The organism is Chryseobacterium sp. G0162 (assembly GCF_003815715.1).
Taxonomy (GTDB): Bacteria; Bacteroidota; Bacteroidia; order Flavobacteriales; family Weeksellaceae; genus Chryseobacterium.
Map to the genome: position 1 here is coordinate 2,560,672 of NZ_CP033922.1, position 23,217 is coordinate 2,583,888.

The 23,217-nt window shown below is 36.4% G+C and carries 20 protein-coding genes; 9 read left to right on the top strand and 11 right to left on the bottom strand.

The genetic code is table 11. From position 1 onward, the window contains the following. The 9 genes from EG344_RS11750 to EG344_RS11790 all read left to right on the top strand — a co-directional run bounded on the left by EG344_RS11750 (window position 1) and on the right by EG344_RS11790 (window position 8,998). Window positions 1-1,404 (top strand): sensor histidine kinase, encoded by a 1,404-nt coding sequence (locus EG344_RS11750; RefSeq protein WP_123909589.1) that lies wholly within the window; start codon window positions 1-3, stop codon window positions 1,402-1,404. Window positions 1,405-1,966: 562 nt separating this feature from the next. Then, window positions 1,967-2,461 carry a hypothetical protein gene (locus EG344_RS11755; RefSeq protein WP_123909590.1) on the top strand — a complete coding sequence of 165 codons (495 nt, stop codon included), beginning with the start codon at window positions 1,967-1,969 and terminating at the stop codon, window positions 2,459-2,461. Between the two features lie 31 nt (window positions 2,462-2,492). Further along, on the top strand, window positions 2,493-3,320 hold the full coding sequence (locus EG344_RS11760; protein WP_123909591.1) for a YoaK family protein: 828 nt from the start codon (window positions 2,493-2,495) through the stop codon (window positions 3,318-3,320). A gap of 247 nt (window positions 3,321-3,567) precedes the next feature. After that, window positions 3,568-5,364, top strand: a complete 1,797-nt coding sequence (gene mutL, locus EG344_RS11765) for a DNA mismatch repair endonuclease MutL (protein WP_123909592.1) — start codon at window positions 3,568-3,570, stop codon at window positions 5,362-5,364. A 5-nt stretch (window positions 5,365-5,369) separates the two neighbouring features. Beyond that, the gene (locus EG344_RS11770; protein ID WP_123909593.1) at window positions 5,370-6,098 is read left to right on the top strand and encodes a rhomboid family intramembrane serine protease; all 729 of its coding nucleotides are present in this window, start codon (window positions 5,370-5,372) and stop codon (window positions 6,096-6,098) included. Window positions 6,099-6,137: 39 nt separating this feature from the next. After that, a complete protein-coding gene (locus tag EG344_RS11775) occupies window positions 6,138-7,109 on the top strand; it encodes an endonuclease/exonuclease/phosphatase family protein (protein ID WP_228412918.1) in 972 nt (323 codons plus the stop codon). Window positions 7,110-7,183: 74 nt separating this feature from the next. Then, a complete protein-coding gene (locus tag EG344_RS11780) occupies window positions 7,184-8,155 on the top strand; it encodes an endonuclease/exonuclease/phosphatase family protein (RefSeq protein ID WP_123858334.1) in 972 nt (323 codons plus the stop codon). 4 nt (window positions 8,156-8,159) lie between these two features. Then, a complete protein-coding gene (locus EG344_RS11785) occupies window positions 8,160-8,522 on the top strand; it encodes a hypothetical protein (RefSeq protein ID WP_123909594.1) in 363 nt (120 codons plus the stop codon). A 29-nt stretch (window positions 8,523-8,551) separates the two neighbouring features. Beyond that, a complete protein-coding gene (locus EG344_RS11790) occupies window positions 8,552-8,998 on the top strand; it encodes a hypothetical protein (protein WP_123909595.1) in 447 nt (148 codons plus the stop codon). A gap of 73 nt (window positions 8,999-9,071) precedes the next feature. Here the strand turns inward: EG344_RS11790 and EG344_RS11795 are convergent, their stop codons facing one another. The 11 genes from EG344_RS11795 to mraY form a co-directional block, all read right to left on the bottom strand. Further along, on the bottom strand, window positions 9,072-10,586 hold the full coding sequence (locus tag EG344_RS11795) for a GH3 auxin-responsive promoter family protein (protein ID WP_123909596.1): 1,515 nt from the start codon (window positions 10,584-10,586) through the stop codon (window positions 9,072-9,074). Window positions 10,587-10,691: 105 nt separating this feature from the next. Next, a complete protein-coding gene (locus EG344_RS11800) occupies window positions 10,692-11,102 on the bottom strand; it encodes a BrxA/BrxB family bacilliredoxin (RefSeq protein WP_123909597.1) in 411 nt (136 codons plus the stop codon). 455 nt (window positions 11,103-11,557) lie between these two features. Then, a complete protein-coding gene (locus EG344_RS11805; RefSeq protein WP_123909598.1) occupies window positions 11,558-12,004 on the bottom strand; it encodes a GatB/YqeY domain-containing protein in 447 nt (148 codons plus the stop codon). Between the two features lie 119 nt (window positions 12,005-12,123). Beyond that, window positions 12,124-14,025, bottom strand: a complete 1,902-nt coding sequence (gene ftsZ / locus EG344_RS11810) for a cell division protein FtsZ (protein ID WP_123909599.1) — start codon at window positions 14,023-14,025, stop codon at window positions 12,124-12,126. Window positions 14,026-14,116: 91 nt separating this feature from the next. After that, on the bottom strand, window positions 14,117-15,502 hold the full coding sequence (ftsA, locus tag EG344_RS11815; protein ID WP_123909600.1) for a cell division protein FtsA: 1,386 nt from the start codon (window positions 15,500-15,502) through the stop codon (window positions 14,117-14,119). An 83-nt stretch (window positions 15,503-15,585) separates the two neighbouring features. Next, complete coding sequence (locus EG344_RS11820; RefSeq protein ID WP_123909601.1) at window positions 15,586-16,554, bottom strand: cell division protein FtsQ/DivIB; 969 nt, start codon at window positions 16,552-16,554, stop codon at window positions 15,586-15,588. Between the two features lie 65 nt (window positions 16,555-16,619). After that, entirely contained in the window at window positions 16,620-17,978 is a 1,359-nt protein-coding gene (gene murC, locus EG344_RS11825) for a UDP-N-acetylmuramate--L-alanine ligase (protein ID WP_123909602.1), read from the bottom strand. 126 nt (window positions 17,979-18,104) lie between these two features. Next, window positions 18,105-19,205 carry an undecaprenyldiphospho-muramoylpentapeptide beta-N-acetylglucosaminyltransferase gene (gene murG / locus EG344_RS11830; protein ID WP_123909603.1) on the bottom strand — a complete coding sequence of 367 codons (1,101 nt, stop codon included), beginning with the start codon at window positions 19,203-19,205 and terminating at the stop codon, window positions 18,105-18,107. 64 nt (window positions 19,206-19,269) lie between these two features. Beyond that, a complete protein-coding gene (locus EG344_RS11835) occupies window positions 19,270-20,508 on the bottom strand; it encodes an FtsW/RodA/SpoVE family cell cycle protein (RefSeq protein WP_123909604.1) in 1,239 nt (412 codons plus the stop codon). A gap of 22 nt (window positions 20,509-20,530) precedes the next feature. Continuing rightward, window positions 20,531-21,868 (bottom strand): UDP-N-acetylmuramoyl-L-alanine--D-glutamate ligase, encoded by a 1,338-nt coding sequence (murD, locus tag EG344_RS11840; RefSeq protein ID WP_123909605.1) that lies wholly within the window; start codon window positions 21,866-21,868, stop codon window positions 20,531-20,533. 80 nt (window positions 21,869-21,948) lie between these two features. Beyond that, complete coding sequence (gene mraY / locus EG344_RS11845; protein WP_123909606.1) at window positions 21,949-23,190, bottom strand: phospho-N-acetylmuramoyl-pentapeptide-transferase; 1,242 nt, start codon at window positions 23,188-23,190, stop codon at window positions 21,949-21,951. Window positions 23,191-23,217: the final 27 nt, after the last annotated feature.

The window sequence follows — 23,217 nt, forward strand, 5'->3', positions numbered from 1 at the left end:
ATGTTTAACAAAGTGATTACAAATCAGACCAAAACGATGGTGCTTTTAATGTTGGTTTTTACCGTCATTATTTTATTGTTCAGTGGTTTGGTTTATTTTTCAATCGTTAATTTTTCCCACCAGAGGTTTTATGAACTCTTAAAAATCCGTACGGCCACTATTGTTCAGATAGAAAAGAGTAAAGATCATCTGGATCTTCCTGAAAATTATATTCTCAGCAATCTGAATGACGAGGAACTTCCGATGGAAAAAGATTATGTTTTTGCCGTTCCAACAGATTCTAATTTCAAAAAAATCTCTCAGGAAGTTCATATTCCCGATTATTTCTTTAAAAATGTTCTTAAAAAAGGAGAGGACAATTATAATGATAAGGAATTCTATTACATCGGGCAGAGCTTTAAATATGATGATAAAGATTATATTGCTATTGCTTCAGCCAAAAACCATTATGTAATTTATTACCTTGGATTTTTAAAAAGAACACTGCTTACCTGTATTGTGCTCTCTTTGTTTTTCAGTATGATATTCTCTTTTTATCTGTCTAAAACATTATTTAAGCCGATCCTGAAAATAACAGGAAAAGTAAAAGAGATCAGTTCAGAAAATCTTCATTTAAGACTAGAGCCACAACCTGATAATAAGGAACTGAATGAATTAGTAGACACATTCAACGGAATGCTCAACCGTATTGAAACTTCTTTTGAAACCCAGAATCATCTGATCGGAAATGTTTCCCATGAATTACGAACTCCTCTTACTTCGATTATGGGAGAAGCGGATGTTGCTCTTTCTATAAGCAGAACACCCGAAGAATATAAAGAAACCCTTGAAATCATTCTGGATGAAGCGGAAAAGCTTGACAGAAAGATTAAGGCCTTATTGATGATCGCGCAAACCGGGTTTGACGGTAAAATCCAGAAAATGGATAAAGTAAGAATGGATCAGTTACTTTGGGATGTTATTGAAACCTTGAGAAAAATTGACTCTAGAAACAATATCTATCTGGATATCAGTATGCTTCCCGATAATCCTAAAAAACTGAAAGTACAGGGGAATGAGCAGCTTCTACATCTTGCCGTTGCCAATATTATCAGTAACGGCTGTAAATATTCTAATTTCCAGCAGGTGAAAGTTTCCTTGGGAGCTACAGATGCAGATGTTTATATTATTGTAAAAGATAATGGGATTGGAATTCCTCAATCGGAGATGAACAAAATCTATGATCCGTTTTTCAGGGCATCCAATACTAATAATTATGAAGGCTATGGGATTGGACTTCCTCTGGCCAGAAACATTGTAAGAATGCATCACGGTGAATTGATCGTTACTTCCAATGAGAACGAAGGAACTACCGTACAGATGCGCTTTCCTAACTTTTACAGCACACAAAAAGAGACCGTGTAAATCTAAATATATAAAGTAATCAAAAAATTTTCTTGAAGTGCTTTAGATTGATGTTTCAATGTTAATGATCTTCTAAAAATCCATAATCTACGGTTTTTATTATTTTTTACTTTACCATAAGTCTATGTGGTTAGAAAAATTAAACCACATAGATGCATAGAATGTTTCTTTTAAAATATGCACTTGCTGAAAATCTTTGATTTTCTTGCGCCTTAAAGGCAACTTATTATTTATAACCTTTGCGCCTTTGCGTTCCCCAAAAAATATTCATTATGCTGGAGAAACGCAAAGGCGCAAAAGAATTTTATATGGTATGTGTTTTTAAGGCGCAAAGATTTTATCTGCGATAAAATTTAATCATATTGTTTTATTTTAATGACAATGAGTTTGTTAGGTAGCTTTGTTTGCTACAGATTTGTTCATATTAATACCCCTTAACAATTTTCTAATCTCATTTTAATCTCTTTAATGACATTTTAATTCCGTTCCAAAGAACTTTTAATCTGACCGTTCTAGTTTTGTATCATCAAAAAAGATAAACACAATACAAAATAATAAGAACATGGCTAAAACAATTCTAATTGCAACAGATTACTCCCTTGAGTCATTAAACATATTAAAAAAAGTTCTAAGAGAAAAGGACGCTTCTGAAGATCAGAACCAATATAACATCCTTTTGGTTTCAGGATATGATTCAGGAGATTCTATCAGAGATCTTCTATTCAATACCAAGACAACCATTTTCAATAAGATCAGACCTGTGGAGTTTTGTGATGGCTATGAAATCATCAAGAATAAGTATCCTCATTTAGTTAATAAAATTATCTGCGACATCTTTACAGGTAGCTTTCAGAGAACCTTTAACCAATATGTGGAGGCTAATACTATTGAAGAAGCTTATTATTCTAGCTCTATTAAAAGTAAAGGTAAAGGAAAATTTGATCTTGTTCCATATATCAAAAAATGCAAAGTGCTTCAAGCCGGGGAAATTACCCTTGAAATTAAAGAAAGACTTCCGGAAAGAGGAAGGCTGGCAGAGATCTTTGTAGAGGTCTAATCATCATCAACACAATCTAAAAAAATAAAAAATGTTAAGGAATTATAGTAACAGCAGAACATTGGGAGACAATATCAGGTTGGGGACGCTGACTGCCTTTACGGCGGGTACTATAAATATTGCATCCCTACTCATATTTCTCTCTTTTACTTCCAACGTAACAGGTCATTATGCTATTTTGGCCGCAGAAATCAGTAAAGGAAACTGGTCTCAGGTAGCCATAATGGCAAGCTGGATCTTTTTATTCTTCTTCGGAAGTTTCCTGTCCAATTTTATTGTGATTAATTTCAACAGGAAGAGTAAGTATTTTGCTCACGCAATGCCTCTTGTATTGGAAATCTTATGTTTGTTTGGAGTAGGAGTGTATGGCCAATTATATTATCAAAAAACGTTGGCGGAAACAGAAGTTTTAGTAGCAATCATGCTTTTTGCCACAGGACTACAAAATGGTTTAACGGCAAGTATATCCAACTTCTCCGTTAAAACGACCCACCTTACAGGAACAACAACCGATTTAGGAATCCTGGTTTCTATGTTTACTCAAAAGAAATACAGAAAAAACGGTGAATTAATCGGAAGAGCAAAATTGCTGATGAGTATTATGGTAGCTTATGTATTAGGAGCTGTATTCTCAGGATTAACCTATTATTATCTGGAGTTTAGAGTATTTTATGTAATTAGCTTATGTCTTATGATTGTAATTGGATATGATGCTTATAAAATTCATGTAAGACACTTTAATACAAAGTACAGATACAACAGAATTTATAAAAAACCGAATCTTTTGGCTTATCTGTATGAAAAGATCCATGGGATTCCTAAAAGTAAAGAGAATAGAAAACTGGTCTTTGAAGACTAGGATTAGATACCTGGTGCAGGGTAAATATCACTATTAATTTTTTGTATAAACTAGCTGGTTCAATCCTCTATTGATGTAAATGCAATAGGGGATTGTTCTCTATGAAATGCTAATATCACAAACAGTTTGGAGCAGAATTTGCAGAAAGCTGTATTGTTGAAATGTTGATAATTAAATATTAATTCCCGTTTTTAATGTTTTAATTCCCATTTTCATTGACTATTTTTGTAAGTTGATTTACGTTTTTATGTCAGATATTATTCAGCTTTTACCGGATCATGTAGCCAACCAAATTGCGGCAGGAGAGGTGGTGCAGAGACCTGCATCCATCGTGAAGGAACTTTTGGAAAATGCTATAGATGCAGATGCAACGAAGATTGAACTGATTATCAGGGATTCCGGGAAAAATCTTATCCAGGTCGTAGATGACGGAAAAGGAATGTCCGAAACAGATGCCAGACTTGCATTTGAAAGGCATGCTACCTCCAAAATCAGAGGAACAGAAGATATCTTTAAGATCTCAACAAAAGGATTCCGCGGAGAAGCGTTAGCTTCTATTGCTGCCGTTTCACAGGTGGAGCTGAGAACAAAGCAAAAGGAGGCTTCCATTGGAACCAACATATATATTGAAGGTGGAGTTTTCCAGTTTCAGGACCCTATACAGACTGCAGAAGGATCCAACTTCCTGGTAAAGAATCTTTTTTATAATGTTCCTGCCAGAAGAAAGTTTCTGAAAAATAATAATATTGAATTCAGACACGTTATTGATGAGTTTCAGCGTGTTGCACTGGCACATGAGGGGTTAGAATTCTCATTGTTTCATGATGATGAAGCCGTTTTCAGATTAAGAAAAGGAAGCCAGATGCAGCGTATTGTAGATGTTTTCGGAAGAAAATTACAACCGCTTTTGATTCCTATCAAGGAAGATATTATTTGGTGTAAACTTCACGGATTTGTGGCCAAACCTGAAGGAGCTAAAAAAGCAAGAGGAGAACAGTTTCTTTTCGTAAACGGGAGATATTTCAAGAGCCCATATTTCAATAAAGCGGTGCAGGAAGCCTTTGAAGGTCTTCTTCAGCCCGGATATGTTCCATCATTTTTCCTCTATCTGGAAATGGATCCGGAGAAAATAGATGTCAATATTCATCCGCAGAAAACAGAGGTGAAATTTGAAGATGAACATCTTATTTTCGCTCTGCTTCGTTCCACAATCAAGAGATCATTGGGAATCTATAATGTTTCTCCAAGTCTGGATTTCGACAGAGATCCGGAATTGGATGAGATGATGAACAAGCCCATTCCAAGCAAAGGAAACGGTGGCGGAGGTGGCGTTATCAAAATGCCTGAGATTATTGTAGATAGGGATTATAATCCGTTTTTAGAAGAAAAAAATGTAGTACACCCCGAAGAAATTCAGAATCTGACTGAAATGTACCATCAGAATATTTCCGCAGAGCCTTCAAAGATCAATCTTTTTGAAGATGAAGACTTTGATGAAGATTTGATGAGACTTCCTAACGGGTATTGGTTATTTAATAAAGGAGATGTTACCCTGATGCTTGATTTGGGAAGAATGCATAGATTACTGGTTTCAGAAAATAATAAAACAACCAGGAAAACAAATACAGGTACAAACAGTCATGCTTTGCTTTTCTCCCTGGAGTATCATATGAACGAGATTGAGAAAAGTAAATACGAATCCATCAAAAAATATCTTCCTGAACTTGGGTTTGACATGAAAATTGCTCATGAAAGTGTACTGAGAATAGATTCACTTCCGGAAGGACTGAAAGAAACACAGGCGATGAAGTTCCTGGAAAACCTTTTCGAGATTCTTGATTATAAAACAGAAGGTGAATTTATGCAGTATTATCATAACCAATGGAGCAAAATGCATTCGAAGTCAAGATTTGACTTTATTTATAAAAAAGATGCGGAACAGGTTATCAAAGACTTTACAGCATTAGGCTTCCCCGAGTTTTTGCCAGATGGGAAGAGATGTTTCTATGAAGTTCCGTTTAATGATTTTAAAAACAAATTTTAAAAAATATGTTTAACAATATACCACCCATTACAAGGAATATTATCATTATCAATGTAATCGTATTCATCGTTACTTCTTTAATGGGGAATCAAGTTATTGAATATCTTGCCGGGTTTTATCCCTTTTCTCCTTACTTCCATTCATGGCAGGTGATTACTCACATGTTTATGCACGGAAGTATTATGCATATTTTATTTAATATGATGACCCTCTTTAGTTTTGGTCCTATTCTGGAACAAACACTTGGAGAAAAAAAATACCTTATACTGTATTTTTTAAGTGGTCTGGGTGCCTTCTTCCTGTTTAATTTATGGAATTTTGTTGAAGCTCAACAACTTTCCAGCGAATTACAACAGCTAGGCTTTAATGTAGATGCTTATATGTCCGGAGCAAGTGTGCAATTTGCAGGGAATGCAGATGCTGTTCTGAAGCAGAGAGATTTATTAGAAAGTTTAAAAGCTATTGTAGCAACCCCTATGGTTGGTGCTTCCGGAGCTATTTTCGGAGTAGTAGCTGCTTTTGCAACATTATATCCGGATTCAAAAATTGGAATTATGTTTATTCCAGTTCCGATTAAAGTAAAATATTTATTGCCGATTATTGTCGTTATTTCTATTTATTTGGGGGTTTCCGGTAATGGAGGTGGAATTGCTCACCTAGCTCACGTTGGTGGAGCTTTGGTTGGTTGGCTGCTGGCAAGGATTTGGAAGAAGCATTTATATAGATTCAATTAATCATTTTCTGTGAAGATTTTCCGACTTATAGTACTGATCTTGCATATAGGAATCCTATGTCTATTGCTGGGTTCTCTATTAAATGCCTATATCCCGCCTAAAATATTTCCGTGGTTTAATTTGCTGTCTTTAGGATTTCCTGTTCTTATTATCCTGTATATTATCTTAACCGTATTTTGGGTATTCAGCTGGAAAAAAAGAGCTTTTGTATTCATGTTGGTAGGGTTAGTATTTATTAATCCTGTCAAGCGATGGGTCAATTTTTCCTCGGAGAAGAAAGAAAGTGCTGATCCTATAAAGATTGTATCTTTTAATATAAAAGCAGGGTTGATGGGCAGGGAAGAGGTTTTAAATTATCTCAAAGCTCAAGATGCGGATGTTATTCTCTTGCAGGAAGATGGAGGAATGGAATATCCAACCCTTAAAGGCTATAATAGAACCAAATCTAATGGAATTTTAACCATTCTGACAAAGCATCATTTATCCAGCGAAAAATTAATTTTTTCTGAAGACGAAAGTATGAACTTACAAAGTGGTCTTCAGGCAGATATTGAAATAAAAGGTAAGACGTATAGATTTGTAGACGTTTATCTTTATCCGTTTCAGTTTGAAAAAAAGATGGTTAAACTTGATGGAAATTCCGAAGACAATGAGCAAAAAGTAAAGGGCGTTGTAAGAAAACTTATTCCGACCTTTAAAAAACATCAGGATCAGGTAAGAAAAATTAGTGAAACGATAGAAAACTCACCATATCCGGTTATCGTTGCAGGAGACTTCAATTCTGTTCCTAATTCTTATGAGTACTATCACTTATCAGACGGTCTTGAAGATGCATTTATGACAGCAGGAAAGGGGAGCGCAACCAGCTTTCATGATTATAAATTTCCGATCCGGATAGATTATGTTTTTTACTCAAAATCGTTGACGGCTATTTCCTATGTTGTTGACCGTTCTGTCAGTATTTCAGATCATTATCCAGTAGTTGCGAGGATTTCTTTAAACGACAAATAATCATAAAAATAGTTAAAATTTGGCTGCTTGGTAGGGTTTTTGCTTAAAAAAACGGGTACCAAGAATGTTTTTTCATGAAGTCGAATCAGATATTACTATTTATACATATCGCTATTGCTGTTTTACTGCTGTGCACATTGGGGAATGCATGGGTTCCGCCTAATATTTTAGGGAACCTTAATTTACTTTCTCTTGGTTTTCCCTATCTGATATCTGCGCATATCCTTCTTACTTTGGTATGGATTTTCAAAAAAAATAAAATTGCTATCGCTTTTGCACTGGGAACATTACTTTTTTACAACCCGATCAGAAGATGGGTTAATTTTGTTCCTAAATCGGATAAAGAAAAGACAATAAGAGATATCAAAGTTCTTACTTTTAATGTAAAATATGGTGATTACGGATGGGATAAGGTGAAAAACTATATTAAAGAGCAAGATCCGGACATTATTTTGGTACAGGAAAAAGACACTAATCGTGCTTTAAGACAAGATCTCGTAAAATACCCTTCTGTAATCTTAAAAACAAAGCATAAAATTCTAAGACAGGCAGAGATCATAGAAGATAATTCAAGAGGAAATTCGTTCTATGCAGATGTAGACATCAATGGGAAAATCATCAGAATTGTAAATGTTTATCTGGAACCTTTCAGACTTCAGAAAACAATGTTTACAAAGCTTGATGCCATGGGAATTGGAAATGTATCTAATCTTCTTTCTCATATGATTCCTACTTTTCAGGCCCATGAAGATCAGATTAAAAAGATCAGAAAAGCTATTGACTTTTCTCCTTATCCGGTAATTTTAGCCGGTGATTTTAATTCGGTCCCGAATTCTTATGAATATTATAGCTTGGGAAAAGATCTTCAGGATGCTTTTTTAACAGCAGGAAAGGGAAGTGCTTCCAGTTTTCATGATTATAAGATTCCTTTAAGAATTGATTATATTTTCAGTTCAAAATCCATCATTCCACTAAGCTATAAAGTAGATCAGTCTGTGAAATTATCGGATCACTATCCTGTAATTGCAGAATTTCTGCTAAATTAGTTCCATGAAAAATTTATTGTCTGCCATTTTCATTTTTGTACTCCTTTTGACGGCTTGTTCAAAGAAAGAATCTCCGGGATTTGGAGCTGAACAGGATTTGAAAATTCATTATGATACAATGGCTGTTGATTCTTTCTCCAATGGGGCTGTTACGGTAGATATTGCCCGTAAGATTAAAATGTCTTCGCCTCAGTATCTGGACTCTGTAAAGCAGGCTAAAAAAGCGCTGGCAGACGAACAAAAACTGAAAACGGAGCTGGAGAAAGAAAACAAAAAGAAAGAAGAGGAAGAAAAGAAAAAAGCAGATGCTGAAAAGCAGAAAAAAACTGCTGAAACTCCTCCTTCTACTAATACCAAAACAGAATAAATTCAAAAACATCTTTAAAAATATATAATATGAAAAAGCAAATTCTTGCAGCAATTGCAATCTCAGTATTCACAGTTGCCTGCACAAAATCAACATCAAAGACAGAACAGGTAGAAAATGCAGATGGATCTGTTACTACCACTACTACAACGGTTTCTGAAACATCTCCTCATATGGTTGATTCGGCAAAAGTTAGCGAAGCTAAGGAAAAAGTTGATGCCAAATTAGATCAGGCTGGAGATAAGATTGATAATGCCGCTCAAAAAGCTAAAGATAAAATTGATGCTACTGCGGATAAGACAAAACAAGATCTTAATAAAGCAGGACAGGATATCAAAAATGAGGCTAATAAAGTTGGAAAAGATATCAAAGCCGGAGCACAAGACGCCGGAAAAGATGCAAAAGACGCTGCCAGAAAAGGAGCTGCGAAAGTAGAAGACGCCGCTAAAAAATTAAAAGAAGATTTAAGCAAATAAAAAGAAACCCGCCATTGAATTCAATGGCGGGTTTTATTTTTTATTTAATTGAAGGTCAGGAAATTCCTTACACTTATCTATTCAATTCCAGTAAGGGGTCAATGTATTCTCTGTCGTTACTCAACCTTGGAACCTTATTTTGTCCACCAAGTTTTCCTCTAGATTCTAGCCAATGATAGAATAGGTTGTCCTTGGCAATATGAACGATAGGTCTTCTAAGCGTCATATTATTGTATCTTTTCGCTTCATAATCCGAATTGATTTTCTTCAGATGTTGGTCAAAAGCATCAATGAAGCTATCAAGGTTATCAGGATATTGGCTGAATTCAAAGATCCATTCATGAGCACCTCCTTCATTTTCTTTCATAAAAACCGGAGCCCCTGTAAAATCTGTAATTTGAGCGCCGGTTAGCTCACAGGCTCTGGATAAGGCAGATTCTACATTGGTAATCATTAGTTCTTCTCCAAAAGCATTGATATAGTGCTTGGTTCTTCCTGTTATTTTTATTCTGAAAGGATTAATAGAAGTAAATACAACAGTGTCTCCAATCAGGTATCTCCAAAGTCCACCGTTGGTAGTGATCACCATGGCATAGTTTTTTCCGATTTCCACATCTTCCAGGCTTACGACTTTTGGATTTGAAAAATGAAACTGATCCATAGGAATAAATTCATAGAATATACCATAATCAAGCATCAGAAGCATTTCATCACTGTTGGATCTATCCTGTATCCCGAAGAACCCTTCCGAAGCATTGTATATTTCGTAGTAATTGATGTTTTTTCCGATGATCTTACGGTATTGTTCCCTGTAGGGCTTAAAACTGATTCCACCGTGAAAAAACACCTCTAAATTAGGCCATAGCTCTGAAATATTATCTACATTAGTCTCGGTCAATACCCTTTGTAAAAGAACCAACATCCAGCTGGGTACGCCAAGGATACTTCCTACATCTTCGTTTTTTACCTCAGAGGTGATAGCCCTAAGCTTGCTTTCCCATTCGCCCATCAAAGAAACCTTCTTGCTTGGAGTAGTTGTAATTTCTACCCAAAACGGAAGATTATCAATTAAAATTGCTGATAAGTCGCCAAATTTTGTATTAAAATCTGCGTATAACTCAGAACTTCCGCCTAAGCGTAAATTTTTATAATTAAAAAGCTGATTTTCCGGATGATTGTTGGCGTAAATGGAAACCATGTCTTTTCCTGCCTTCATATGGCAGTATTCAAGGCTTTCTGCAGAAATAGGAATGAATTTGCTTTTAGCATTCGTTGTTCCTGAAGATTTGGCAAAATGTTTAATCAGCCCTGGCCAACTTACGTCTTTTTGGCCCTGTCTTGCTTTTTCAATATAAGGCTCCATTTCTTCATACGTAACAATAGGAACTTTATTTTTAAAGTCCTGATAACTTGAGATAGAATTAAACCCGTACTGCTTACCATATTCTGTATCTTCCGCATGAAACAGCTGGGAAAATAATATACCCTTCTGAGTTTCAATGGGATGATCCATGAAATTTTGTATCTGGTCTATCCTCTGACGGATGAACCAGTTGACTACAGTATTAAAAAGTGCTTTGGTTGCCATTCCAACAAATATAATGATATTTGAATGTTTAGAGAATTTTTTGTGAAGTTAAATAAAAAAACCGCTACAAAATTTGTAACGGTTTAGTATCTAGTTTATTGCTTATTAGCAATACTCATCATAAGCAGCCTGAAGGTTAGCAGCAATTGCTCCTGCAGGATTTCCTTCAATGTGGTGTCTTTCCAGCATATGAACTAATTCTCCATCTTTGAAAAGTGCAACACACGGAGAGCTTGGCGGGAATGGAGCAAGATGTTTTCTTGCTTCTGCTACAGCCTCAGTATCAAAACCTGCAAATACAGTAGTTAAATGATCTGGTTTTTTATCTCCTGTTAAAGAATACACAACTCCTGGTCTTGCGGCACCTGCCGCACATCCGCATACGGAATTGATAACTAATAATGTTGTTCCGGATTGCTTTAAAGCATCTTCTACCTGAGCAGGTGTTGTTAAATCCTGGAAACCTTTATCTGTAAGTTCAGCCTTCATAGGCATTACTAAATCTGTTGGATACATATATTTTGTTTTTTTATCAATGCAAAGTTAAACAATTCTTTACGTTTGTTCAATATATAATAACTATGAATGGATTAGGTATATAAAATTAACTGAATATTAATAATATAACAATATTCATAAAAATGTGAATTAAAATTAGGAATAATGAAATATTATTATTAAATTTGAAATGATTCTGAAAAACAAACGACCATGAAAAAAACATTTAGGCTTTCCCTCAAGCAATCAATCACTTAATACTGTCTGAAATATGATCGTATCTAAACTCTTTTTTAAAGTTTTTTGAATCAAAAAGACGAATAGACTTTAATATCCAAAAAATGAAGCCCGAGACTCAACAGTCCCGGGCTTCTTAATCAAATCGATATGCAAAGGTTGTATATCCTTAGTTATGGAATGAGATACGTGTTTGTGAGATTCGAAATCGCTCCGAACCCCAGAACTCGATCACATTATGAAAGGAGCTTTTTAACCATCTCGGAAATACTTTTTCCATCTGATTTTCCAGCTAATGCTTTGGAAGCAGCTCCCATTACCTTCCCTAAATCTTTAATAGACTCAGCTCCGGTTTCTGAAATTATGTTTTTAATTTCTGTTTCTAATTCTTCTGCAGAAAGCTGTTTCGGTAAAAACTTCTCAATGACTTTCATCTGAGCTTCTTCCACTTCAGCAAGGTCCTGTCTTCCCTGAGCAGAAAACTGCTCAAAAGAGTCTTTACGCTGCTTAATCATTCTCTGAAGAATAGCAATTTCCTGTTCTGCGGAAACTTCAGCCCCTCTGGCTTCTGTTTGTAAAAGAAGAATTTGAGATTTTACAGCACGAAGGGAATCCAGAGCAACTCTGTCTTTCTCTCTCATAGCTGTTTTTATTGCTTCGCTTATTGTATTTTCTAAACTCATAATTATAATTTGAAAATCTGAAAATGAAACAATTTGAAAATTATTATTTTGCTGCAATGGGGTTATCGTTCCCACAGAATAATTTTCAAATTCTCAAATTATATCATTTTCAAATTAATTTAGTCTACGTCTTTATTTAAAAACCTGTTTTCTCTGATCTGCATAGAACCATTGTTGTCAGACATATACGTGTTGATATTTTGGTCTGAAGCATTAGTTCCGTCAATAGAGATATTTTTTCTCTTGAAAGCAGGAATAGATTCGAATTCACTCGTGCTGTCAAAGCTTTGATAACGGGAATTGAATTCTTTTAATTTATTTCTTCTTTCAATTATCTTGTCCTGGTCGATCGTTTTGTTCACGAAAGTGAATTCTGATTCTTCTGTTTTCGGAGCTTCAACTTCTGTTTTGCTTTCAAAAGCAGGCTTTGTTTTAACTTTTGGTTCTTCTTTTTGATAGAAGGTTTCAATTTTCTGAGCAGGTTCTGCTACAGCACTTGCCGGAGCATTAAACTCTGCTTTAGGCTGTCCGTAATCTGTCTTAGGTTCATTCCTGATAGGCTCATTAACGAAGAAATTGAATTCAACCGGTTTCTCTTGTGAAGAATTGTTATTGAATACATTACCAGACTGAGGGTCTTCTTTTTTATTATCAAAATCAAATGAGAAAGACTGAATTTCCAAATCGTTTGGATCTTCCTCTTCTTCAATAGAAAGTAGGCTATATTCCTCCTGCTCATCTTCATTTCTCCATCCTTGTTCAGGAGTGTTAACTGTACTTTCTTCTTTATCAAAGAATTTTATTTCTGTTCTGATTTCCTCTTCCTCAATAATCATTTTTTTTTCGGTAGAAGTCACATTGAATGGAGTATCATGGTCCTCATCATCCAACCTGAAAAGGCTTTTTCCTCCGAAATCATGCGTTATTTCAGGAGCAGACTCTCTTTCTTCTCTTGTTTTAAAAGGAGAAGATTTTGGGGACTCTAAATTATCGTTAAGACTGATTCTGATCTTTTCTGTAGGACCTGAAAATTTCTTATTATCATTAGAGAATCCTGTAGCGATAACAAGTACACTTACTGCATCTCCTAATTCTTCATCAGCACCCACCCCGAAAATAATATCTGCGGTATTTCCAGCTTCTTTCTGGATGTGGTCCATAATGATACCGATCTCGTCCATCGTAACTTCTTCAGCACCACTTCTGATCAACAATAGTACATTTTTAGCACCTGTAATCTTGTTATCATTCAATAACGGAGAATCCAATGCTTTTCTTACGGCTTCTTCAGCCTTATTTTCACCTGAAGCAGTACCTGTAGACATTAGCGCTGTACCAGAGTTCTGAAGGACAGATTTAGCATCTCTAAAGTCAATGTTTACATCAAAGTACCCTGTAATAACTTCTGCCATTCCTTTAGCGGCATTGGCTAACACTTCATCGGCCTTAGAGAATCCTTGTTTGAATCCAAGGTTTCCAAATTGCTGTCTCAGTTTATCGTTGTTGATGACAATTAATGAATCAACATTATTTTTTAATTTATCAAGTCCGTTTTCAGCTTGTTCCAATCTTCTTTTTCCTTCGAAACTGAAAGGGACGGTAACAATACCTACGGTTAGGATTCCCATGTCTTTTGCTACTTTAGCAATGACAGGAGCTGCTCCGGTACCTGTACCACCACCCATTCCGGCAGTGATGAACACCATTTTCGTGTTCTGCCCCATAGCGGCTTTGATATCTTCAATACTTTCAATAGCAGATTTTTCTCCTACTTCAGGATCTGCACCAGCTCCAAGACCTTCCGTGATGGAAGTTCCCAATTGAACTTTATTGGCAACAGGGTTATTATCCAGGGTTTGGGCATCTGTATTACAGATCACGAAATCAACCCCGTGGATCCCTTTTTCGTACATGTGTTTTAGTGCGTTGTTTCCTCCGCCTCCTACACCGATTACTTTTATGATGGATGAATTTCCCTTTGGTAGGTCAAATGAAAATCCTTGTGTACCTATATTTTCCATAACTATACTTTTAATAATTATAATTGATAATTGACTGATGATAATTGATAAGGAAAAGATCGTTTATCGCTTATCATTCATCATTTATAATTTACTCTACTTCTTCAAAGAATTTTTTTACTTTTTCCATAAGCGACTGCCCGAAGGTCAACTTCGCTTTTCTGTTTTCCTGCTTTTCATCGGCAACCAATTGTTCCTGAACTGGAGCTGCAGCCTGTTGAACGGGTTGAACAGTTTCTGTCTGTACAGGAGCTGCTTCAGGCTTAGTTTGCTCTTTTACAACCTCCTCTATATCGTCAATAGTCTGCTTTTTATCTCTGATCTTCAAACTTTCCATCAGCAACCCAATAGACGTAGCAAATTCAGGGCCTTTCAGATACTGATTTTTATCGTTGGCGATATATTCATTCGCAAAACCGATTCTGCTGTCAAAACCTGTGGTATAGTTGGCCAGTTGTCTAAGGTGCTTAAGGTTTGATCCACCACCTGTCAGAACAATTCCGGCAATCAGCTTTTTCTTTTGTTCAAAGGCTCCGTAGGCTTTTAACTCGGTATTTACCATTTCCAAAACTTCTTCTACTCTTGCATTGATGATTTGAGCAAGGGTTTTTAAAGAGATTTCCTTATCTGGTCGCCCATGAAGTCCGGGAATTGTTACAAAAGTACTGTCTTTTTCTAATTCGGAAACAGCCGAACCGAATTTTACTTTCAATTGTTCAGCATGTTTTTCAATAATGGAGCAACCTTCTTTGATATCTTCCGTAATAATTCCACCTCCGTAAGGGATTACGCAGGTATGGCGGATGATATTGTCTTTGAAGATTGCAATATCTGTAGTTCCTCCTCCGATGTCTACAATAGCAACTCCGGCTTCTTTCTCTTCTTTGGTAAGAACAGCTTCAGAAGAGGCTAATGGTTCTAAAGTAAGGGCTTCCATTTCTAGTCCGGCTTCGCGAACGCATCTTGCAATATTTCTGATGCTTCCCATTTGCCCGACAACAACGTGGAAGTTAGCTTCTAAACGTTTTCCGTGCATTCCGACAGGTTCCTGAATTTCCCCTTCGGAATCCACTTTATATTCTTGTGGAAGGACATGGATAATTTCTTCTCCAGGAAGCATAACCAGTTTCTTGACCTGATCTTTTAATGCTTCAATATCATCATCTGTGATGAATTTATCCGGATGTTCACGCATAATATAATCGGAGTGCTGCAGAGAACGAATGTGTTTTCCTGCAATACCTACCGTAACTTTGCGGATAGGAACCCCGGCACTGGATTGTGCCTCGGATACTGCAGCCTTGATTGAATTAATTGTCTGTGAAATATTATTCACAATACCTTTATGAACACCAAGACTTTTAGCTTTTCCTACACCGAGAACTTCTATTTTCCCGTGTGCATTCCTTCTTCCGACAATCGCGACTATCTTTGTTGTCCCGATGTCCAGACCTACTGAATACTCTTGATTTTCCATTTTTATATCGATTTGATTTTTTTCTACTTTTTCCATGGCAGGATCAGGTCCTGCTTTGTGTTAATAGTCCTTTAGGACCTTTTTTATTCTATTTTCACCTTTGGTTTCGGCTTTGGCTTGGACTGTGCCGGGGCCGTTGTTTTTTTCTCTGTTTTCTTTGCCTGTATTTTAGGTTTTGTACTCTCTTTCGGTTTTGCCGGGGGTGAGCTTGTTTTTTTTACTTCTGCAATCTTTGGCTTTACCTCTGCTTTTTTAGCAGCGGCAGTGAGTGCAGGAGCTTTTGCCATTTCTAATCTACCCGCCTTCAGGATACTGTCGTTTTCCTTGAAGTGAGGATTGAGAGTGGTCACAATCTGGTTTTGATACTTTACAGAGACCATACTGTATTTTTGCGGATCCTGATAGACCAGGTATTTTTCCACAAAGGTTTTAAATCCTTTTACTTTAAAATCAATATTATCGAGATCTCCAATTTCCACTCTGTAGTTTCCTTCGCTGGTCAGGAGGTTATAGCTGTCCTTGCTTTTTGAAATTCCAATAAAATATTTCTTACTAAAATCATCGTTATCAATTTTTCCAACCAGTTCTGCCAGTTTTTCATATTCATCCGGCTGTACATTTCCTGTTACAAGCATACAAGGATGGGAATAGGTTCTTGAAATAGGAAATTCAATTCCTTTTTCGTCTACATAAAAGTCTTTTCCATCTTTATTAAGCCTGAATACCGGAACCCTCTGTTTGATATCAAGGTTCAATTTTCCGTTTAGGTTTAGATAAACATTGGCACTATCCACTGCGGGAAGTGCATTGATCTTTTTTTCCAAAGCCGGAATATTCAGATCTCCTACTTTTCCTGATGGATTCTCTTTTTTTACAATTTCCCTGATATCTTTTTCATCAACAAAGTAAACAGGAGTTTTTTCATTCATTTTTACAGAAATCTTATTATCCGTAATCTTTTGGCCACCGAATCTCTTCAACGAGAAACTCAGTAACAATCCAAGGATGATTACCGTGATAACAATTTTTAATATTCTGTACTTATTTTTCATACATTTTCTGTATTCATGTATTTATGTAAAATGTATTCATGAATACGTAAATACATTATTACTTTTTACAATTTATTTATCCATTCACAGATTGGGTCGTACAGGGTATCTATATTCCCGGCTCCTACGGTGAGAAGGATGTCAAATTCTTTTTCTTTTATTTTTTCAAAAGCATCAGATAAAGTTGATACTTCTTTTTTGTCTAATGTTACTTTGTCCAACAACCAGCTTGAAGTAATTCCTTCAAAATTCTCCTGAAGTTCTCTTGCCGGATAAATGTCCAATAAGATCAATTCGTCTGCCTTACTCAGACTTTCTGCAAATCCGTCTGCAAAATCTCTTGTTCTGCTAAACAGGTGCGGCTGGAAGGCTACCAATAATTTTTTATTGGGGTAAAATGTTTTAATAGAGCTCATTACCGCATTGATTTCTGTAGGGTGGTGAGCATAATCATCAATATAAATTTTACCGTTTTCGTAAAAATGCTTGGTATATCTTCTTTTAATTCCCTTAAAATTGGCAATTGCTTTTTTCAGCGTATCAAAATCTACGCCCAAATTATGCAAAATTGCCAATGCTACTGTAGCATTTTCTACATTATGGATTCCCGGGATTTCCCAAACAAAATCTTTTATTGTTTCTGTTGGAGTATGGAAGTCAAAATAAATCTTATCATGATCCATTCTCAGGTTATCCGAATAGTAATCAGCTTTTTCGTTTACAGCGTAAGTCTGATGGGCTCTTCCGATTTCAATTCCTTTTCTTACAAATAGTTGTTTATCTTCAGGAACTAGGGCTGCAAATTGTCTGAAGCCTTCTTCAATATGGCTTTTATCTCCATAAATATCCAGGTGGTCTGCATCAGTTGAAGTCACTACTGCCCAATCCGGAGAGAGGTTCAGAAAGCTTCTGTCATATTCATCTGCCTCCACCACTGAATAGGTGGAACCGTTGTATAGAAAGTTTGACTTAAAGTTCTCAGAAATTCCTCCTAAAAAGCATGAGAACGGTAAGTTTGCTTCTTTGCATAGGTGAGAAACCAGGGTAGAGGTAGTGGTCTTCCCGTGGGTTCCAGCTACTGCGATGCAGTCTGTATTTTCCGTAATTAAGCCTAAAACTTTTGCACGTTTCAACACTTCAAACTGACTTTGATTGAAATGATCTAAGATTCCAAGCGTTTTAATGGCAGGAGTATAGATTACCAATGTATCTTCTTTATGAAGGGATGTAATTCTTTTGTCTATAAGATCTTCAAAAACAATATCAATCCCTTCTTTCATCAGATTTTGGGTAAGCTTGGTGTTGGTTTTATCGTAACCCAATACTTTTTTACCGGACGCATGGAAGTAACGTGCTAAAGCACTCATTCCGATACCTCCGATTCCAACGAAGTAAAAGTTTTGATATGTTTCTAAGTTCTTCATTATTTATTAAAAATTTTCATTTGTCATTGGCTGTGCCGAATCTGTGATTTCCGAGGACCAAGAAATCTCAATAATTGAGATTCTTCACTTCACTACGTTTCGTTCAGAATGACAAACCCTACATATTTATCTTATTATTTTAAATATCTCATCTACAATCTCTTTCGTGGCATTTGGCTTAGCAAAATACTCAAGATTGTCGGACATTTCTTTTCTCACATTTTCGTTTTCGCAGATTTCTGATAATGTATTCCAGAATTTCTCCTGCATTTCAGAGTCTTTTACCATTCTGGCAGCATTTTTTTCAACCAGGTTCATGGCATTTTTGGTTTGGTGGTCTTCTGCCGCAAATGGGAATGGCACCAATAATACCGGCTTTTGTGCTACTGCCAACTCTGAAATGGCAATGGCTCCGGCTCTTGAAACGATGATGTCTGCTGCAGAATAGGCCAATTCCATGTCTTTGATAAATTCACGGATCTGAATATTCCTGGTATCAATATTTTTCGTTTCTTCAATAATATCTTTATAATCAAGCTTTCCGGTCTGCCAGATCAGCTGATAATCTTTGTCTACAATTTGTTTTAAATGAGATTTCCAGGCATTATTTAATGTTCTGGAGCCTAAAGATCCACCTACCGATAAAATGGTAAGTTTATCCTTATTTAATCCCATTTTTTCTTTTGCCTGAGCAGTATCCTGCATCCCAGAAATAATAACAGAACGGATCGGATTTCCAAGAAATTTTATCTTTTCTGCTGGGAAGCCTGCTACTTTAGGGTAAGCTGTAAATATCGCTTTAGCTGCTTTACTTAAAATTTTATTGGTTACACCAGCATGAGCGTTCTGTTCTTGAATAAAGACCGGAACTCCCAATTTGGTAGCTTCATATAAAGCAGGTCCGCTTGCAAATCCTCCTGTTCCTATCGCAACATCCGGTTTAAATTCTTTGATGATGGCTTTTGATCTGTTTAAACTTTTCAAAATCTTGAAAGGGAGTCCTAAGTTGGACAACAGGTTTCCTCTGTCGATTCCGGCGATATCAATTCCTTCAATTTTGTATCCGGCTTGTGGAACTTTTTCCATTTCCATTTTTCCGTTGGCTCCAATGAACAAAAATTCTGCATCAGGAAATCTGCTCTTGATCTCATCAGCGATGGCGATGGCAGGGAAGATATGTCCTCCTGTTCCTCCGCCTGATAGTAATATTTTTAGTCTTTTGCTCATTGTTTAATATAATAGGACTGCGTCCGATTTTTTGTTAAATCGTCCCTTCGGGACTCTTTTAGGTTTATGCGATATCGTTTATTTCTGCTATGCTTTGTTTTTTGCCCATTCCTTCTTCATCGTAAATCTGAATTCTGGAGCTTATATTTAAGATAATTCCTAGCTGTAAATAGGTTACCAGCATCGAGGTTCCTCCATAACTGATCAGTGGTAATGGCTGTCCTGTTACCGGGATCAGATTCACAGCAACGGCAATATTGACCGATAACTGTATAAAAATCATTACCCCGAGACTGAGCACCAGCAACGATCCGAAGAAGGCTGGCATTTTACTCGCGATCATCACAATTCGTATCATCATAATCAGATAGAGACTGATCAAAAAGGCAGCTCCGATTACTCCGTATTCTTCTACGATAACCGCGAAGATAAAGTCGGAGGCGGATTGTGGAAGCATTTGCTTTAAGGCACTTTTTCCTGGTCCCATTCCTGTAATTCCACCGTGTACAATGGCGGCTTTGGCCTGCATTACCTGATAGTTCTTTGCTTTTACACTTTCATCATCTGTGTCTGCTGATTTTGCTTTGCTTGATGTAAATGTTTCAATACGGCTCATCCATGTGTGAACACGGTTTCCGCCAATCATATTGGTATTTAATGCAATCAACAGGAAGAATACAATGGCTACAAATGAGGCTGAAATAAAACCCGCAATGTATTTCCAGTGAAGCTGTCCGACAATCAAAACAATTACTGAAACCATCAGAATCATTAATGCGGTAGAACCGTTATCTTTTGCTACCAGTACAAAAACAAGAAGAATAGGTCCGAAAATATACATGATATTCTCTATTGGAAGCCTTTCTCTTGTGATCTTCTTGGTTAAGTATCTGCATAAATAGATAATCAACATCAGGAAGGCGAATGATGATGGCTGAAAGGAAATGGGGGTACCCGGAATTTTCAACCATCTGGAAGCACTGGCTCCATCAATGGTTTGGCCGGTAAACATGGTAACAATCAATAAAACGATCATCAGCCCCAGTAGAATACTGCTGAGCTTTCCGATGTATTCGTATTTTATAGTTCCTACAAGCCTCATAATGGCTAATCCAAGGAGTACAAAGAACATATGTTTGATAACGTGGCCTGTGGTGGTTCCGTTATTCACAATATATTCCAGGTTTGAACTTGCAGAGTAAACAGGGAAAATAGAGAAAATGGAGATCACAAGAATGACCATCCAAAGTACTTTATCGCCCTTTAGAAATTCAAATCTGGTTTCTGTATTCTGCTCGTCCATAATTAATGCTATTGGCTTCTGACTAATGGCCATTGGCTTTTAATACCTGCTCTTTAAACTGACGTCCTCTGTCTTCATAGCTTTTGAATAAATCAAAGCTTGCGCAGCATGGAGAAAGCAGAACGGTGTCTCCTTTTTTAGCCAGTGATTTTGATATTTTCACCGCTTCTTCCATACTTGAAGTATCATAGATAAATTCCTTTTTATCCTTGAAAAAATCTATAATTTTCTTATTATCAACACCAAGGCAAACAATTGCCTTTACTTTTCTTTTGACTAAATCTTCAATTTCAGTATAGTCATTCCCTTTATCTAATCCACCCACGATCCATACGGTTGGGGTTTTCATACTTTCTAAAGCATAGTAAGTGGCATTCACATTGGTTGCCTTACTGTCATTGATGTATTTTACACCGTCTGTTTCCGTTACGAATTCCAATCTGTGTTCTACGGCCTGGAATGTCATTAATGAATGTCTTATGCTTTCATTGTTGATCTTCAGTATTTTACCTGCAATTGATGCGGCTAAGCTATTGGCAACATTATGGTTTCCTAAAAGAGATAACTCTTCAACTTTCATTGAGAATTCATGTTTCATTTTTACCACAATCTGATCATCATTTACAAAACCTCCTTCAGGAAGTTGTTCCTTTGTGGAGAAAGGAATCATCTTCGCTTTTATTTCTAGCTTTTCAAGCAGGTTTTTGCTCATTTCATCATCTTTATTGTAGATGAAGAAGTTGTCATTTTCCTGATTTTCAGTGATTCTGAATTTTGCCAATGCATATTCTTCATAATTGTAATTGTACTGATCCAGGTGATCCTGAGATAAGTTCAACAATAAAGAGATGTAGGGTCTGAAGTTCTGAATGTCATCCAACTGGAAAGAGCTTACTTCCAGTACATAATATTCATGGTTTTCATCTGCAACCTGTTTTGCAAAGCTATAGCCTATGTTTCCTCCTAAACCTACGTTTAATCCGTCATTTTTCAGGATATAGTAGATCAGAGAAGTGGTGGTGGTTTTTCCGTTGCTTCCTGTGATAGCAATGATCTTAGCATCTGTAAATTCAGAAGCAAATTCAATTTCTGAAGAAAGTCTTATTCCTTTTTCATGAATTTTATGGATGATCTCTGCTTTTTTCGGAATTCCCGGGCTTTTTACGATCCAATCTGCATTTAGAATCCTTTCTTCGTTGTGGTCTCCTTCTTCAAATTCAATTTCATTTTCGGTAAGAAACTGCTTATAGTTATCTTTAATGGCTCCTTTGTCTGAAAGAAATACTTCCAGACCTTTCTTTTTAGCCAAATAAGCAGCTCCACATCCGCTTTCTCCTCCTCCTAAAACAACTATTTTCATATTATTTTGATTTAATGATTAAAAGATTTAATGATTAAAAAATTTTTCAATGTTTAAATCTTTCAATTTTTAAATTGATCTTATCTCATTTTTAAGGTGATCAGACAAACAATTGCCAATATTACTCCAATGATAATCATTCTGTTGACGATTTTACTCTCGTGAAATCCGTCTTTCTGATAGTGGTGGTGCAATGGTGACATTTTGAATAGTCTATTGTTTTGGGCATATTCCAACCCATATTTTTTCTTTCTGTATTTGAAAACGATTACCTGAAGCATCACAGACAGGTTTTCGATCAAAAATATTCCGCATAAAACGGGAATCAATAATTCTTTTCTTAAGATAATGGCTAAAACAGCAATCACACCTCCCAACATTAAACTTCCCGTATCTCCCATGAAAACCTGGGCAGGATAGGTGTTATACCAGAAAAAGCCAATTACGGCTCCTACCATTGCGACGGCGAAAATGGTGGTTTCTCCCATATTCGGAAGGAACATGATATTCAGATAGTCTGCAAAGATGATGTTCCCTGAAAGGTAGGCGAAGAGGGCAAGGGTAAGCAGTATAATAGCACTGGTCCCTGCGGCGAGGCCATCTATTCCGTCTGTGATATTAGCTCCATTGGAAACAGCTGTTACAATGAAGATAACAATAGGAATAAAGACAATCCATGCCCATTCGTGGGCATCTTTTTCATTCATCCAAAACAGGATTCCGCTATAATCAAACTCATTGTTCTTTGCAAAAGGTACTGTAGAAACTGTGATTTTCTCTGTAGGCATGAAATTTTGCTCTACGTTGTTTCGGTTCACCACTTTTGCATCCGCATATTTTCTTTTAACGGTGATGTCCGGGTGAAAATACATGGTAACTCCGACAATTAACCCTAGGCCAACCTGTCCGACAATTTTGAATTTACCACTAAGTCCGTCTTTATTTTTCTTTATTTTCTTTAGATAATCATCCAGGAATCCGATGGCTCCCATCCAAAACATTGAAACCAACAGCAAGACAATATATACGTTGGTAATTCTTGTAAACAATAATACGGGAATAATGGTTGCCAAAATGATGATAAGTCCTCCCATGGTAGGAGTCCCTTCTTTTTGCTTTTGGCCATCCAATCCAAGATCACGGACTAATTCACCCATTTGTTTTGTTCTCAGGTAATTAATCACTCTTTTTCCGTAGACAAGGGCAATAATTAAAGAGAACAATACAGCCATTCCGGCACGGAAGGAGATGTATTTCAACAATCCTAATCCCGGAACGTGAATTCCATGGTCTGTTAGATATTCGTATAGATAGTATAGCATGTTTCTGTTTTTTATTATTTAAAAATT